The organism is Arcanobacterium wilhelmae, from assembly GCF_029632765.1.
Taxonomy (GTDB): Bacteria; Actinomycetota; Actinomycetes; order Actinomycetales; family Actinomycetaceae; genus Arcanobacterium; species Arcanobacterium wilhelmae.
This window is the reverse complement of the sequence record NZ_CP121247.1, coordinates 75,438-90,117: the sequence shown is the minus strand read 5'-3', so window position 1 is coordinate 90,117 and position 14,680 is coordinate 75,438. Positions and strand designations below refer to the sequence as shown.

General features: G+C 59.0%; 14 protein-coding genes. 4 read left to right on the top strand and 10 right to left on the bottom strand.

From position 1 onward, the window contains the following. Window positions 1–98: 98 nt before the first annotated feature. Entirely contained in the window at window positions 99–677 is a 579-nt protein-coding gene (locus P8A24_RS00460; protein ID WP_278058620.1) for a low molecular weight protein-tyrosine-phosphatase, read from the bottom strand. A 496-nt stretch (window positions 678–1,173) separates the two neighbouring features. Here P8A24_RS00460 and trpX point away from each other — a divergent pair, with 496 nt between their 5' ends. The 3 genes from trpX to P8A24_RS00445 are packed head-to-tail and all read left to right on the top strand — an operon-like array spanning window position 1,174 to window position 4,072. After that, window positions 1,174–2,286: a tryptophan ABC transporter substrate-binding protein gene (gene trpX, locus P8A24_RS00455; protein ID WP_278058618.1), complete on the top strand. Its 1,113-nt coding sequence runs from the start codon at window positions 1,174–1,176 to the stop codon at window positions 2,284–2,286. Next, the gene (locus P8A24_RS00450) at window positions 2,286–3,299 is read left to right on the top strand and encodes an ABC transporter permease (protein WP_278058616.1); all 1,014 of its coding nucleotides are present in this window, start codon (window positions 2,286–2,288) and stop codon (window positions 3,297–3,299) included. Before trpX ends, P8A24_RS00450 begins: the two co-directional genes overlap by 1 nt. Then, a complete protein-coding gene (locus P8A24_RS00445) occupies window positions 3,296–4,072 on the top strand; it encodes an ABC transporter ATP-binding protein (RefSeq protein WP_278058614.1) in 777 nt (258 codons plus the stop codon). Before P8A24_RS00450 ends, P8A24_RS00445 begins: the two co-directional genes overlap by 4 nt. Before the next feature lie 85 nt (window positions 4,073–4,157). On the opposite strand, the gene P8A24_RS00440 is transcribed toward P8A24_RS00445, so the two are convergent. From P8A24_RS00440 to nrdF, 9 genes are all read right to left on the bottom strand, one after another. After that, the gene (locus tag P8A24_RS00440) at window positions 4,158–4,589 is read right to left on the bottom strand and encodes an RbsD/FucU family protein (RefSeq protein WP_278058612.1); all 432 of its coding nucleotides are present in this window, start codon (window positions 4,587–4,589) and stop codon (window positions 4,158–4,160) included. 2 nt (window positions 4,590–4,591) lie between these two features. After that, window positions 4,592–5,905: an L-fucose:H+ symporter permease gene (fucP, locus tag P8A24_RS00435; RefSeq protein ID WP_278058610.1), complete on the bottom strand. Its 1,314-nt coding sequence runs from the start codon at window positions 5,903–5,905 to the stop codon at window positions 4,592–4,594. An 88-nt stretch (window positions 5,906–5,993) separates the two neighbouring features. Continuing rightward, window positions 5,994–6,878 (bottom strand): dihydrodipicolinate synthase family protein, encoded by an 885-nt coding sequence (locus tag P8A24_RS00430; protein ID WP_278058608.1) that lies wholly within the window; start codon window positions 6,876–6,878, stop codon window positions 5,994–5,996. Then, a complete protein-coding gene (locus P8A24_RS00425; protein WP_278058606.1) occupies window positions 6,878–7,660 on the bottom strand; it encodes an amidohydrolase family protein in 783 nt (260 codons plus the stop codon). Before P8A24_RS00425 ends, P8A24_RS00430 begins: the two co-directional genes overlap by 1 nt. An 8-nt stretch (window positions 7,661–7,668) precedes the next feature. Further along, window positions 7,669–8,466, bottom strand: a complete 798-nt coding sequence (locus P8A24_RS00420) for an SDR family oxidoreductase (RefSeq protein WP_278058604.1) — start codon at window positions 8,464–8,466, stop codon at window positions 7,669–7,671. A gap of 79 nt (window positions 8,467–8,545) precedes the next feature. Next, on the bottom strand, window positions 8,546–9,832 hold the full coding sequence (locus P8A24_RS00415) for an enolase C-terminal domain-like protein (protein WP_278058603.1): 1,287 nt from the start codon (window positions 9,830–9,832) through the stop codon (window positions 8,546–8,548). Window positions 9,833–9,960: 128 nt separating this feature from the next. Next, window positions 9,961–10,959 (bottom strand): LacI family DNA-binding transcriptional regulator, encoded by a 999-nt coding sequence (locus P8A24_RS00410; RefSeq protein ID WP_278058601.1) that lies wholly within the window; start codon window positions 10,957–10,959, stop codon window positions 9,961–9,963. 153 nt (window positions 10,960–11,112) lie between these two features. Then, window positions 11,113–12,264 carry a lactaldehyde reductase gene (fucO, locus tag P8A24_RS00405; RefSeq protein ID WP_278058599.1) on the bottom strand — a complete coding sequence of 384 codons (1,152 nt, stop codon included), beginning with the start codon at window positions 12,262–12,264 and terminating at the stop codon, window positions 11,113–11,115. Between the two features lie 229 nt (window positions 12,265–12,493). Beyond that, window positions 12,494–13,474, bottom strand: a complete 981-nt coding sequence (gene nrdF, locus P8A24_RS00400) for a class 1b ribonucleoside-diphosphate reductase subunit beta (protein WP_278058597.1) — start codon at window positions 13,472–13,474, stop codon at window positions 12,494–12,496. Between the two features lie 358 nt (window positions 13,475–13,832). Between nrdF and P8A24_RS00395 the strand changes: the two genes are divergently transcribed. Further along, window positions 13,833–14,657 carry an NYN domain-containing protein gene (locus P8A24_RS00395; protein ID WP_278058595.1) on the top strand — a complete coding sequence of 275 codons (825 nt, stop codon included), beginning with the start codon at window positions 13,833–13,835 and terminating at the stop codon, window positions 14,655–14,657. Window positions 14,658–14,680 lie beyond the last annotated feature (23 nt).

The window sequence follows — 14,680 nt, the reverse complement described above, 5'->3', positions numbered from 1 at the left end:
AACGCAACCACACCCGTGCATAACTCTGTCAGTTCGGCTTGGCGTTGCCATATACGCAACGCCTCACGCGATTGACAGACTTACGCACGCAACAGATCTCAGCAGCCGGATGGCTTGGCGCGGGCCAGCCAGGCGACGATTCCGTCCGCGCCGGCTTCGACGGTGGCGAGGGTTTCCTCGAAGCCTTCTTCGCCTCCATACCACGGGTCAGGGACGTCGAGGGCGCCGGCCGAGTAGTAGAAGTCAGACCCACCCCTCTTTTCCGTGGTCAGGGCACCGCCCGGGCCGAGCGCACCGCCGTCGCCGAACACGCCATCGGGCGCGATCGGCGTGGAGCCGTCGAACTCGCGCCACAGGTGCAGGCACGAAATGTCCGCGCCGGCTCGCTCCATCATGCGTCGCAACGATTTTGCGTGGCCGGCGGTCATCGCGAGCACAACATCCGCCTGGAGCTCGGCGGCCGTGGCCTGGTGGGCGCTGCGCGAGGGCACCGGGTAGCCGTGAGCTGCGAGGACACGCCGTGCGCGCGGGTCGATCGGGTTGCCGGTCTCCTCCGTTGAGACTCCCGCGCTCGCCACCTCAGCCTCAACGCCAGCCTCCGCAAGCCGCTCGCGCAACACCACCTCACCCATCGGCGAGCGACAAATGTTTCCCGTACACACAACCAAAATCTTCATGCCCCAACCCTATCGCGCCCCGTCCCGCCCCGCCGCCGCCGACCGTCGCCGTTCCCGTGCACAACTCTGTCACATCCGCCAGTCATGGAAATTATTACCACGCCTCACCAAACTGATTGAGTTCTGCACGCAGTCGCCGCTCTCGTATAACTAGCCCGCCGCCGCCCACTTTTAGTGACGTAACAACCATCCGTCGAAGTTTGCGCATCCGGTCCCGAAATCCGCACTAAAAACGCACGCGCCCCCGACACCACCGCCGTCCACATCGCGGCCACGCTTTGACAGCCTCCGCACCCGCGCCTACGCTTACACACATGACGTACTCGAATCGACAGTGGTGGTGGCTCGCTTGACGGCGAGCCGTTTCTCCTGCGATTTTCCGGCTCGTCGATCGTTTCCGATCGAGAGCCGATTTTTTATGGCCTGATGTTCGGGAACGAACCGGCGGGAACCCCGGCCGGTACGAAACGAAAATTTCTCCCGAAAGGCTTTAGCGATGAAGAAGTTCACGGCGATTGGCTCCTTCCTGATGGGGTGCCTGTTGACGCTTTTCATTTGTCTCCCGTTTATTCGCACGGCTCAACAGCAGGCACCCGCGGCGGGCGCGGCGGCGCCGAGTTCGCAAGCAGCCGAGCTGAAGAAGACGGACCACCAGATCAAGATTGGCTTGCTGCAGCTGGTCAGCCACCCATCGCTGGATCAGATCCGCCAGGGCATTTACGACGGTCTGGCGAAGCACGGCTACGTCGATGGCGAGAATATCGCGATCGATTTCAAGAATGGCCAGGGCGATCAGACCCTCCTGAAGACCATTTCGGATGGTTTCGTGGCAGATCGCGACGAGGTGCTGGTGGGTATTGCGACGCCGGCGGCGCAGGCGTTGAAGAATGTTGCGGGCGAGACGCCGGTGGTGTTCTCGGGTATTTCGGATCCGGTGGCGGCGGGTTTGTCGAAGTCGTTGGATAAGCCGGGCACGAACGCGACGGGGACAGTGGATGCGACGCCGGTGAAGGAGCAGCTGGATTTGGCGAAGGCGATCCTGCCGGATGCGAAGCGGATGGGCATTTTGTATTCGAGCTCGTCGACGAATGTGGCGCCAGCGGTGAAGGATGCGAAGGAGCTGGCGGCGCAGATGGGGCTGACGGTTGTGGAGCGCACGATCACGAATTCGAATGAGTTGGCACAGACGGCGGAGCAGTTGGCGAGCGAAACCGATTTCATTTTCGTTCCGAACGACAACACGATCGCCTCAGCGATGCCGACGCTGATTGCGGCGACGAACGCCCATAAGACCCCGGTTTTCCCGGTGGTAGACGCGATGGTCGCCGAGGGCGGCCTCGCCACGGTTGGCACGAACCAGCATCAGATTGGCGTGGATACGGCCGAGGTTTTGGTGCAGGTTCTTGAGGGGAAGAAGCCGGCGGATGTTCCGGTGAAGATCGTGACGGCGGTGGACGTGATCGTGAATTCGGACGCGGCCCGCACGCTCGGGCTGACTCTCCCGGCCGACGTCGTGAAGGGTGCACGTGATACTGCCGACGCCGGTGGCGCGGCTGGCGCCAGCAAGTCCGGTGGCGAGAAGTCCGGTGGCGAGAAGGGCGGAAAGTGATGGAGATTGTGCTGAGCGCGCTCTCGCAGGGCGCGATTTGGACTTTGATGGGGATCGGCGTGTATATCACGTTCCGCATCCTGAACGAGGCGGATTTGACGACGGAGGCGTCGTTCACGCTGGGGGCGGCGATCGGCGCGCAGCTGCTGGTGCTCGGGATGAATCCGTTGCTGTCGATGGCAGTGGCGTTCCTGATGGGCGCGGCGGCGGGCGCAGTGACGGCCCTGCTGATCACGAAGCTGAAGATCAATTCACTGCTCGCGGGCATCATCACGCTCACTGGCTTGTATTCGATCAATTTGGCGTTTATGGGTAGCGCGAACCTCTCCCTTTCTGGCGCGACCACGCTGAAAACCCAGATGGGCGTGTTTGGTCTGCCGCGCAATGTGGACACGCTGATCCTCGGCGTGGTGATGATCCTGATCGCGGTGGCGGCGCTGAGCTACTTTTTCCGCACGGACATGGGCCAGGCGCTGATCGCGACGGGCGACAACCCGTTCATGGCGAAGTCGCTGGGTATTCCGACGGGCGAGATGATGCTGCTGGGCTACATGCTGGGCAATGGGCTGATCGCACTGTCGGGGTATTTGGTGGCCACAGATTCGGGGTACGCGGATATTTCGATGGGTATCGGCTCGATCGTGATCGGGCTGGCAGCGATCATTATCGGCGAGGTCGTGGTTCGTAACGTGAGTTTGCCGGTGCGTTTGCTCGCGATTTTCGTGGGTTCGGTGATCTACCGCTTGCTCCTGGCACTGGTGTTGCAGTTGAAGATCAACACGGATAACTTCAAGCTGCTCTCGGCCGTGATTTTGGCACTGTGCCTGTCGATTCCTGCGTTGCAGAAGTTTTTCGCGGGCAAGCGCGCGGCGGGGCTGCCGGCGTCGGCGGTTCCGGCGACGCCGGGGGCACGAGTTGCGCCTGTTGCCGGCGGAGCGTCGGTGGCTGCTGGGGCTGCGGAGCGTGCGGCTGATACGGGTGTTGGCGAGGACGGATCGGAGGGCGCACGATGAGCGTGTTGGAACTTGAGGGAATTTCGAAGGCGTTTCATCAGCGCACGGCGGACGCGTTCCTGGCGCTGGATCGCGTGGATCTGGGCGTTGCCGACGGCGATTTCATCACGATCGTTGGCGGGAATGGTGCCGGTAAATCGACGTTGCTGAACATGGTGTCGGGCGCGATTTTGCCGGATGCGGGCGTGGTTCGGATCGATGGCGAGGATGTGACTGGCCTTGTGGAGGAGGAGCGAGCAGCATTGGTGGCGCGCGTGTTCCAGGATCCGATGCGGGGAACGGCACCTCGTATGACGGTTGCGGAGAACATGATGCTGGCGGCGAAGCGTGGCGGGAAGCGCGGGATGCGCGTGTCGATGAATGAGGAGCGCCGGCGGGAGTTCGCGCAGGCGCTGGCTCCGCTTGGGCTGGGGCTCGAGGAGCGCCTGGATACGGAGATTGGTGTGCTGTCGGGCGGGCAGCGGCAGTCGGTGGCGCTGATTATGGCCACGCTGAAGACCCCTCGCCTTCTCCTGCTCGACGAGCACACGGCCGCGCTGGATCCGAAAACCGCCAAGGCGGTGTTGGAGTTTACTGCCGAGGTGGTGGAGCGTGAGCGCCTCACGGCGATCATGATCACGCATAATCTCAAGGATGCGCTGGCGTATGGCAATCGGACGATCGTGATGCATCATGGGCGGATCGTGCGCGATATTGCGGGTGCCGAGCGTGCGGCGATGACGGATGCGGACCTGTATCAGATCCTCTCCGACCTCGCAGAGGCGGACGCGTAACGGGGATATTTGGCCGCAACACGGCAAAACGCGGGGGCGGGTGTGAACACACCCGCCCCCGCCGGGAGGAAATAGCTTGCGCGATTTACTTCTGCGGCAACACCACGCCTTTCTTCAGAATAATGTTCCCGTATTGCGAGGTCTCACCAGTCAAAACAGTCACATGGGAACGCCGAGCGACCTCATAAAACTCAAACCGCTCAAAGAATTTCGGCGTTGCCTCTGACTCTTCACGCCTCACAATATCGGCATAGGTTTCCCAAATATCAGGCTCGGGATCGTCACCCACAGTGGCCATCAACCCGTACTGCCAATCGTTGTACTGATCGAGCGGGATCAGCTCCAAGATCCCCGCAAGTAACTCCGGGATCCCCACACCATCAGCTCGGATCACCACATCTGCGCTCCCGGATTGCGGGTAATGCGCGTCCGCCAAGGTGAGCTCGTCACCGTGCCCCATTTCAGCAATCGCCTTCAGTAGCTCCGGCGAAAGAACGGGAGAAATTTTCTTCAACATGCTCAGTCCTCGGTTTCTGGAATGATCTGGTTCTTGATGGCGTATATTCCGAATGCTCCCACTACCGCGAAGCACAGCGCCACGAAGAGGAAACCAAACTGCGCACCAAAGTGATCCGTGAGCTTACCCTGAAGAAGAGGAGCAATTGCGCCGCCAATGATGGCCATCACAAGCCCGGACGAACCGAACTTGGTATCTTCACCAACGCCGGTCAGAGCCACGCCGTAGATAGTGGGGAACAGCAAGGAGATGCACGCAGAAAGCGCAGCGATAGAGAGCGCACCCAGCACGTTGCCGGACACCACGCCGATCAGGGTCAGCACCACGCCGAGACCACACATCACCACCATGAGGCGCCGCCCGTCGAACATTCCCATGAGCCACACCATAACGAAGCGCATCACGAGGAAGAAGATCAGTGAAATCTGTAGCCACCAACCGGCAGCCGATTTGGATGCGCCGAGTGTTTCTTGCACATAGAACGGCAGGTAGGTCCAGATGCAGGTCTGGGCGGCGATGTTGAAGAACTGCGCGATCACGCCGAATCGGTAGGTGTGGTTATTCCACAGGCGCCCAAATACGCCTTTGCGGATACCAACATAATCGGTCTTCTGCATCTGATCGTTCTTCGGGATCTTCACCAAGAAGATCGAGATTGCCAGTGCGGCGTACAGGATTCCGAGCAGAATGTAGGGAACCATCACGGAGGAGAGTTCCTTGGAGGTTTGGTTCAGGAGCTCAGCTTCACTCATTCCGGCCTTGTGCACACTTTCCACAATGTGTGGCGCCACGAGGAGCGTTGCCATGAGCACGCCGATATTTGAACCGATCGGATTAAACGCCTGCGCAAAATTCAACCGCCGTGTGGCTGTGGATTGCGGCCCGAGCGACATCACGAACGGGTTGGCCGATGTCTCCACGATGGACAGGCCACCGGCGAGCACAAAGAGCGCCAGCAAGAAGGTTCCGTAGGTCATGATTTGCGAGGCTGGATAGAACATCCACGCGCCGAGTGCAGCCATGCTCATCCCGATCACAACGCCGCCTTTGTATCCGATGCGGGAGTTGATCATTGCGGCGGGGATTGCCAGGAGGAAGTAGGCGCCGAAGTAGGCGAACTGTACGAGCGCCGATTGGAAGGCACTCATCTCGAACACCGAGCTAAACACGTTCACCATGGGCGCAGTAAGGTCGGTCGAGATGCCCCATGCGGCAAAGCACGAGACGATCAGGATGAACGGGAGCATAAGCCCCGGATAGACGAACCGCTTCTTTTTGTTTCCATGTTCATGCATGGCAACGTCGTTGTTTTCCATGTTTTCACCTTCGTGTAGGGGACCCCGACGGGTACTCGGGCATCGTTGCCTGAGTATCCGTGGTGTCGTATTGAGTTGTTTGGCTATATCAGCCGATGATGCGTGTGATTGTCCGCTCCTGCTCCTCGTTGAGCTGGGTAGCCGGGGCGTTGATCTGGGTGGCAATCTCGAGCCCGGCGGCTTTGACTGCACCTTTGATCGCGGAGATAAAGAGGTCTGTGGTTCCGTAGAGGGCCATGAGGTGGGAGATGCGCGATGCTGCTCCAACAACACCGGCGAAGTTAGCCGCTTCGTATGCTTTGTGGAGCGCAACGAAGGTTTCGGGTTCCACGTTGGTTAGTCCGGAGACGACGCCGGCTCCTCCGGCGATCCGGTTCACGGTGTAGTACTCGTCGAATCCGGAGAACACACGGAACTCCGGCGCGACTTTCGCGACGGCCTCGATCACGGCGCGCGTGTGCGAGATGTTATCGACGGTGTCTTTGAGTCCGACGATGTTCGGGCAACTCGACGCGAGTTCCGCCACGAGCGCTGGGCTGAGATCGGTTCCGGTGCGAGCAGGGAAGTTGTACAACACGATCGGCAACGTTGTGGCGTTGGCAACCGTGGTGAAGAATTCCTTGGCGGTGGCGTGCGAGGGCCCGAAATAGTAGGGGCTGATCAGGAACAGTCCAGCAACCTCGTACCCTTCGCAGTAGTTGGCGAGTTCGACGACGTCGGCAACCCGCGTGGCGCCCACACCCACGTAGAGCGGTACTCTGCCTGCCACGTGCTCGGCCGCGAATGCCACGGCGTCCTTTTTCTCCTCCATGCTGAAGGAGTAGAACTCACCGATCGAGCCGAAAACAAGAATTCCGGTGATTCCGGCGTCGATCAGGTGGTCGAGGTGTTGTCCCCATTTTTCGCGGTCGATCCGGCCCGAGTCGTCGGTGATCGTGATGGTGGGACAGTATACTCCGGAGCGCATAGGCATTATTCGCGTCCTTTCTGTTGGTCGAGCCCGTATGCGGCTCGCGCATTGTTTTCGAAAAAGTCCGGATCGTCGCCGAAGATCGAGTAGGCGAGTTCAAAGTGCTCGCGCAGCGAGGAGTTCAGCGTGACCACCGGCCAGTTTGATGCCCACAGCATCCGCTCGCGCCCGAAGGTATCGAGCACAAATTTCACGACTTCGGACGAAACCGGATCGTCACCCGAGACCTTCACGTAGACATGCGGCAGTTGCGCCAGCTTTTCGATGGCGGCCCGGGTTTTGCGGTCCAGCGTGCGGATGTTGCCGAGGTGGTCGATGATCAGCCTCAGCTTCGGATACCTCGAGAACGCTTCGCTCATTTCCTCGATATCATCGCCGCGATTGACAAGGTCGAAGGTCAGGCCCGCTTTCTCCAGGAGCGCTAGGCCTGCCTGGAAGTCAGGCATGAGCACAGTTCCGCTCGCCGCCGACGGCGTGTGTAGCGGGTAGCGAATGCCCACGGCTTGGAGCGGAACACGCATGTACGGTCCGGGCATTGAGTGGAGTACTTTACCGAGGATCTTCGGCGACGGGTTCGCGCCCACGAGCCGATCTTCGAGGAGCTCATCGGGAGCATCAACTTCCACATAAACACCGCCGAGAAACTCCACTCCCAGTGCGTCGTATTCGCTTTCCAACTGCTCAATCACATATGCCCTGTTCAGCGAGGGTACGCCTGCGAGCCACGGGAGCTCTTGGCGCGCGGGATCCCACAGGTGGAAGTGAGCATCGATCAGTTTTAGCATGGCACGGCCTAGTCCAGCGCGCGATCGAGGTTGATGTAGCCGCCGTCCACATTCACCCACTGGCCCGTGGTGTGCGAGGAACGATCAGAGAGCAGGAACACCGCGGTATCGGCGATTTCTTCGGTGGAGGTCATGCGGTGGCCGAGCGGGATCTTGTCGGTGATGACCTTCAGGCGCGCATCCTGCGCTTCCTTATCTCCGAAAGTTTTGATCCAGTCGGCGTAAAGCGGGGTCCACGATTCTGCCACGACGATGGCGTTCACACGCACTTCGTCTTTTACCAGCGCCGCAGCCCATTCGCGAGTGAGGCCGAGGATGGCTCCCTTTGCTGCCGCGTATGCGCTGGTCTTGCCCTGGCCGGTGAGGGCAGTCTTCGATCCGATATTGAGCACGGCGCCCTTGGATTCTTTCAGATACCCGACGGCGGCGTGCACGGTTTCGTAGTAGTGGGTGAGGTTGTAGTGGAGCGACGCCTCAAAATCCTGCCACGACGTACTCTCAAGATCCTTGTTATCGTTCACACCAGCGTTGTTCACGATTCCATCGATTCGCCCGTATGTGGCGTACACTTCGTCGATGGTCGGCCCGATCTTTTCGGTCTCACCCAGATCGAAAACGTACTCTGCGTGGCGGTCCGTGATGGCAGAGATTTCTTCCACATAAGCCGGAAGCGAGGTGCCCTTTGAATCGCGCGAAATCGCCACAACCACCGCGCCCTCGCGTGCTAGCTGCAGTGCGATTCCCTTACCGATACCCTTGAAAGCGCCGGTGACGATAAAAACTTTGTCGGTCAGATGCAGGTCCATGAAAAACTCCTTTGTTTTTCTTGTTGGAAAATTTTGTTGAGGTGCCGACGCCGGCCACACACCGGCGTCGGCGAGAGTGTCAGTTTCCTTGGTACACGTACTTTCGAGCGGTTTCGAGAGTCATGTCGGTGCCGTTGCCGGGCGCCGTCGGGGCAACATAGTTGCCGTTTCGAATCTCGGTGGGGTGAACGAAATGTTCGTGCTGGTTGTCCACGTACTCGATCACTCGACCCTCGGTGGTGCCGGAGACCGCAACGTAATCGAACATGGCGAAATGGGCGACAGCCTCGCACAGGCCCACACCGCCGGCGTGGGGGCACACTGGCTTGCCGAACTTCGCGGCGAGGAGGTATTCGAGCACAAGCTCTTGCGGGCCGGCCACTCGCGTAGCATCAATCTGCATGATCCCGAACGCGTTGGCCTGCAGGTACTGCTTGTACAGCACACGGTTTTGCATCTGCTCGCCGGTTGCCACTGGGATCGGATCGATTGCGCGGGCGATTGTTGCGTGCCCGAGGACGTCGTCGGGAGAGGTGGGCTCTTCCACCCAGGCGAGGTCATACTCGTGGAATGCGTTAATCCACTCGATTGCCTGCGGAACGTCCCACACTTGGTTCGCATCGACCGCGAGGCGTACATCTGGGCCAATCGCTTCGCGGGCAAGGGCGAGACGGCGAAGATCATCGTCGATATTCTGGCCCACCTTCAGCTTGATCAGTGTGAAGCCTTTGCCCTGGGTTTCTTCCTTGGCGATCCGGATCATCTTTTCATCCGAGTAGCCGAGCCAGCCGGCCGCTGTCGAGTAACCCGGGTAGCCCACCTCAAGCAGGTTCGCGATACGCTCCTGCTTTCCACGCTGACCATCGCGGAGGATGTCAATGGCTTCTTCGGGCCGGAGCGCGTCGGTAAGGTAACGGAAATCGAGTGTGGAAACGAGTTCCTCGGGTTCCATCTCGCCGAGCAACCTCCACAGGGGCTTGCCGGCACGCTTCGCCTTGATGTCCCAGAGAGCGGAAAGGAGCGCGCCGATCGCCATGTGTGCCACGCCCTTTTCCGGGCCAAGCCAACGGAGTTGCGAATCATGGACAAGCAGATCCCAGGCGATGCGCATGTTGTCCAGGAGCTCCTCCACGTTTCGCCCCACAAGCGCGTGTGCCATTGTGTCGATTGCTGCACACACGATGTCGTTTCCGCGTCCGATAGTGAACACGAAGCCGACACCGGTGATGCCGTCATCCGCGTCGGTACTCACTTCGACGTATGCGGATGAGTAGTCCGGGTCCTTGTTCATCGCATCCGAACCCGAGAGCGTATTCGAGGTTGGGAAGCGCAGATCATAAGTTTTGACAGCCGTAATTCGAGTCATGGCGTCGTTGCCTTTCTCATGCCGGTTTCAAGGGGGTTCGCCCTTGCTTGTGATCCATGCTACGCCGAAACTCTCCCAAATGTTAGCGCTAACATTCTGGGAATTTCCTGAACTTGTAGTTTTATGCGTTACTTTGCGCTTCCAGCGGAGGACTCTCGAACCACCAGGCTGTTCTCCAGCACCACAGTTGGCGCCTCTTCGCCCTGCACCACACGCTCAATCTGGCTTGAAATAGCATGAGCTAACACATCATAATTCTGGCGAACCGTGGTCAGGGCCGGGGAAGAAAGCTGAGCAAGCTGCGTATCATCAAACCCAGCGAGCGCATAATCGCGGCCAGGTTCGAGGCCGCGCTTGCGAAGCCCTCGAGCCACCCCCAACGCAAGGTAATCGTTCGCCGCAAAAACGGCGCCAAAACTCACGCCAGAAAGAGAACATGCCCCCACTTCACCAGAATCTGCACTCCAATCAGGCACGCGGATCACCAAGGGATCCACGCCATGAGCGGTACAAAACTCAACATAGGTTTCACGCCTCAGATGCGCATCAATATCCTCAACACCAGGCGAAATATGGACGATCGGGCCACCACTCACCGAGCGGAGATGGCCGAGCAGCGCCGTCGTTGCCTCACGCTGCTCCAACTGAACCGCCGCAAAACGTCCCTCCGGGAGTTCGCCATTCACCACCGCAACCCACGGGATCTGGATATAGGTGCTGAGCTCACGAACGGCACGCACACTTTGCCCCATCACAACAATCGCACGAGCCTTCGCGGCAACAAAAAAATCCACCGCACGCCGAAGCGCCGTCGAATCCGTCGGATCCACCGACAGCGCTGTCACAAAGCTCCCCAAATCGCTCTGCAGCTGCACGAGCTGCAGATATGAATCAGCTCGGCCGAAGGAAAGCTTCCCCAACATCAACACGCCAACCATCGCAGACGAACCAGAAGCAAGGGCGCTCGCAGCAAAGTTGGGCCGGTAGTTCAGTGCCTCGATCGCCCGCTCAACCTTCTGGCGAGTCCCAGGCGAAACTGTTGCCTTCCCCGAAAGCACGCGCGAAACGGTTTGCGACGAAACACCCGCCAAACGCGCAACATCCGCCATTACAACGTGCCCAGCCACCGCCGACTCCCCTTTTACCTTGCGTCGCGAAATTATTACCAGGGCCACCGCCCTGAAAACACGCAACGGATGTGCGCGCCTTTTCGTTAGTCTACTTTCTCAACGAAGAGATGAGCTAACACAGGCGCGCACATCCGCCAGATTTTGCGCCGATCAGAGAAGCGAGGTGTAGATCGCTCGTACCTCTTCTTCGGTTGCCTTGCGCGGGTTGCCAGGGGTACAGACGTCGGCGATGGCGTCCGCCGTCAAAGCCTCAATATCCGCTTCCGTCGCGCCAACCTCCGAAATCGTGGTGGGGTTACCCAGATCTTTCGTCAGATCTCGAACAGCCTGAACTGCTGCGTCGCGAACCTCCTCAAGATCGCCAGTGTAGGCGTTCTCCACGCCGAACGCGGCCGCAATATCGCGGTACTTTTCGCCCGAGAACTCCTTGTTGTAGTCCATCACCGGCGCAAGCAGGATGCCGTTCGCAACGCCGTGCGGTACCCCGAGGCGGCCACCGAGCGGGTGCGCCATGCCATGAACCAGGCCGAGCCCCACATTCGAGTACGCCATGCCCGTGATGTACGAAGCGTAGGCCATCTGCTCGCCAGCCTCCACATCGCCGTCGGCGCTCTTGCGCAGGTTCGCCGCGATCATGCGGATTGTCTGGAGCGAGAGGGTATCCGAAAGGATCCACGCGCCGGGCGTGATGTAGCTTTCGACGGCGTGGGTGAGGGCGTCGAGGCCGGTGGCAACCTTCAAGCTACGCGGCTGCGAATCGGTCAGGTCCGGATCGACGAATGCCACGATCGGGATATCGTGCGGGTCCACTGCCACAAACTTGCGCTTGTTCTCCGTGTCGGTCACAACGTAATTGATCGTCGTCTCGGAAGCCGTGCCCGCCGTCGTCGGCACGCCAAAAATCGGAACCGATGGGTTCTTCGTCGGCGAAAGACCCTCAAGCGAGAGAACGTCCTCAAACTCCGGGTTTGCCACCACAATGCCGATACCCTTGCAGGTATCCTGCGGGCTACCGCCACCCAAGCCAATTAAGAAATCCGCGCCGGACGCGCGGAACTTCGTCACGCCGTCCTGGATCGCCTCGACCGGCGGGTTCGGCTGCACGTTATCGAAAATCTCGTATGAGATTCCGCCTTCGTCGAGCACGTCGGTAATTTTCTTCACCACGCCAGCCTCGATCAGCACGGGATCGGTGACGACGAATGCCTTCGTAAAACCGTGCGCCTTTGCCTCTACGGGGATCGACTTCACCGCGCCGCGACCAAAGTAACCTGTCTGATTGAAAATCATCCGGTAGACCATTTTTACTCCTCAGTTTTCGGCCAACCACGTCTTTGTGGACAAAACTAGGATATGTTAGCGCTAACACTCAGCTGTAGGTCTTTTGGTCCATCGCAGAGGATCGGCGTCGGCGGGTGTGCCCGCACCCGCCCCACCCCAGGAGCCACTTCAGAGAAATGGCGGGGCGCTCAGCAAGTGAGCGCCCCGCCTCCCGAGCATTGCTCAGCCCCACGCTGAGCATCAGTTCAGATCAGAAATCCCAGTCCTCATCTTCGGTGTCTTCCACCGCTCCGATCACGTAGGAGGATCCAGAACCCGAGAAGAAATCGTGGTTTTCGTCGGCCCCCGGCGAGAGCGCAGCGAGGATCGCGGGGTTCACGGCCGTGTCTTCCGGCGTGAACAGCGCCTCGTAGCCGAGGTTCATGAGCGCCTTGTTGGCGTTGTACCGCAGGAACATCTTGACATCTTCGGTGAGGCCCATCTCGTCGTACAGCGAAGCGGTGTATTCCACTTCGTTGTCGTAGAGTTCCTCGAGCAGTTCGAACGTGTAGTCCTTGAGCTCAGCTTGGCGCTCCTTCGATGCCTTCGCCACCGCCACCTGGTACTTGTAGCCGATGTAGTAGCCGTGTACGGCTTCGTCGCGAATAATGAGGCGAATAATGTCGGCGGTGTTGGTGAGCTTGCCGTGGCTGGACCAGTACATGGGCGCGTAGAACCCCGAGTAGAACAGGAAGGATTCAAGCATCGTGGAGGCCACTTTGCGCTTTTCTGGATCATCGCCGCGGTAGTAGTCGAGGACGATCTTTTCCTTCTTCTGCAGGTGTTCGTTCTTTTCCGACCATGCGAACGTTTCGTTGATTTCGTCGGTGGAGAGCAGGGTGGAGAAGATCGACGAGTACGACTTCGCGTGCACGGATTCCATGAACGCGATGTTCGTATAAACCGCTTCCTCGTGCGGGGTCACAGCGTCCGGGATGAGCGAGACCGCGCCGACGGTTCCCTGCACGGTGTCGAGTAGCGTGAGCCCGGTGAACACGCGCGTGGTCATGAGCTGCTCGTGGGGCGCGAGTGTGTTCCACGAGGGGATGTCGTTGGAGACGGGCACCTTTTCCGGCAACCAGAAGTTGCCGGTGAGGCGATCCCATACTTCGAGGTCTTTTTCGTCCTCGATCTTGTTCCAGTTGATGGCTTTGACGATGCCTTCGCGAAGGCGAAACTCTGGGGGCGTCATGCGATTCCTTCCGGGTTTTCCCTGCACACACGCGCTTTCCGACGACGCCGGTGCGCGTTCCTGCAGGTTGCGGGTGTTGTGTGGTCGCGGTGCCTTCGGTGGGGGCCGAGGTCCGCGCTACGTCAATCGTCTCACCCCGAGCCCACGATCCGTGAGAGGCTCCCGTGCGAGCATTTTCTCATTGCGAAAGGTCACTGTGGGATTGAGAACCAGCGCGGGTTTCACGCATTTCAAGGGCTATACCAGGGAGTTTGTCAAACACTCCGCAACGATGCTACGCTCTCATGTAGCGGATCCTTATTACATATCGGGTCCGCTTATTTATATCTTTTTCACACAATACTCACCAAGGAAAGATATGGATCGCTACGCAATCATTGTCGATGCTGGCTATTTTTACGCTGCAGGATTCACAGCAATAGAGTCCCCCAATTTACATCGTGCGAACGTCCGATTGACAGACCCACGCAAATTGCTCGAGAACCTGAAACAGAAAGCGGAGGATCTGGCGGACGCCAACAATTTGCTTCGCGTCTACTGGTACGACGCACCTATTTCTGGAGGGATGACTCCGGATCAAGCGGAGTTATCGCAGCTCCCGTCACTAAAACTGCGACTCGGCGTAATGAACGGACACGGACAACAGAAGGGTGTAGATTCCCTCATTGTCACGGATCTTGTCGAATTAGCGCGTCAACGCGCGATTTCTGACGCAATTGTTATTTCTGGCGATGAGGATATCCGTGTGGGTGTGGCGATCGCCCAGTCTTATGGCGTTCGTGTTCATGTTCTTGGCATCGGCGATACCCAAAAGAACATGAGCAACGGATTGAGACAGGAGGCAGACACTGTTGCCGAGCTTAACGCTCAGTGGTTTGAGCATGTATTCACCCGTTTGGAAAATACTGAGAACCAATACATTGAGGTGCCGGCTGAGAGTGTCCCCGATCCATGGAAATCCATCGTCGATAATTTGCTAGCAAACCGTGATCGCGCCGAATTGACCGGGATTGTGGCCCTCATCGAATCGTCCGGAGGTATCCCAGCGGAGTACGATCGACCTTTCATCGGTGCCCTCGGCAAGTTTGAGAAACGCCGTCTTTCACCGGAAGAGCTTGCAGAAGCACGCAAGATCTTCAGGGAAAGGCTTGCAGAATTAATTCTGCTCAAGTCCGCGGAGTGACGAGCCGCTTTGTAGCCATTCCG

Coding starts and splice junctions, on each gene's coding strand:
- P8A24_RS00460 (WP_278058620.1), bottom strand. CDS start 677: ATGAAGATTTTGGTTGTGTGTACGGGAAACATTTGTCGCTCGCCGATG.
- trpX (WP_278058618.1), top strand. CDS start 1,174: ATGAAGAAGTTCACGGCGATTGGCTCCTTCCTGATGGGGTGCCTGTTG.
- P8A24_RS00450 (WP_278058616.1), top strand. CDS start 2,286: ATGGAGATTGTGCTGAGCGCGCTCTCGCAGGGCGCGATTTGGACTTTG.
- P8A24_RS00445 (WP_278058614.1), top strand. CDS start 3,296: ATGAGCGTGTTGGAACTTGAGGGAATTTCGAAGGCGTTTCATCAGCGC.
- P8A24_RS00440 (WP_278058612.1), bottom strand. CDS start 4,589: ATGTTGAAGAAAATTTCTCCCGTTCTTTCGCCGGAGCTACTGAAGGCG.
- fucP (WP_278058610.1), bottom strand. CDS start 5,905: ATGGAAAACAACGACGTTGCCATGCATGAACATGGAAACAAAAAGAAG.
- P8A24_RS00430 (WP_278058608.1), bottom strand. CDS start 6,878: ATGCCTATGCGCTCCGGAGTATACTGTCCCACCATCACGATCACCGAC.
- P8A24_RS00425 (WP_278058606.1), bottom strand. CDS start 7,660: ATGCTAAAACTGATCGATGCTCACTTCCACCTGTGGGATCCCGCGCGC.
- P8A24_RS00420 (WP_278058604.1), bottom strand. CDS start 8,466: ATGGACCTGCATCTGACCGACAAAGTTTTTATCGTCACCGGCGCTTTC.
- P8A24_RS00415 (WP_278058603.1), bottom strand. CDS start 9,832: ATGACTCGAATTACGGCTGTCAAAACTTATGATCTGCGCTTCCCAACC.
- fucO (WP_278058599.1), bottom strand. CDS start 12,264: ATGGTCTACCGGATGATTTTCAATCAGACAGGTTACTTTGGTCGCGGC.
- nrdF (WP_278058597.1), bottom strand. CDS start 13,474: ATGACGCCCCCAGAGTTTCGCCTTCGCGAAGGCATCGTCAAAGCCATC.
- P8A24_RS00395 (WP_278058595.1), top strand. CDS start 13,833: ATGGATCGCTACGCAATCATTGTCGATGCTGGCTATTTTTACGCTGCA.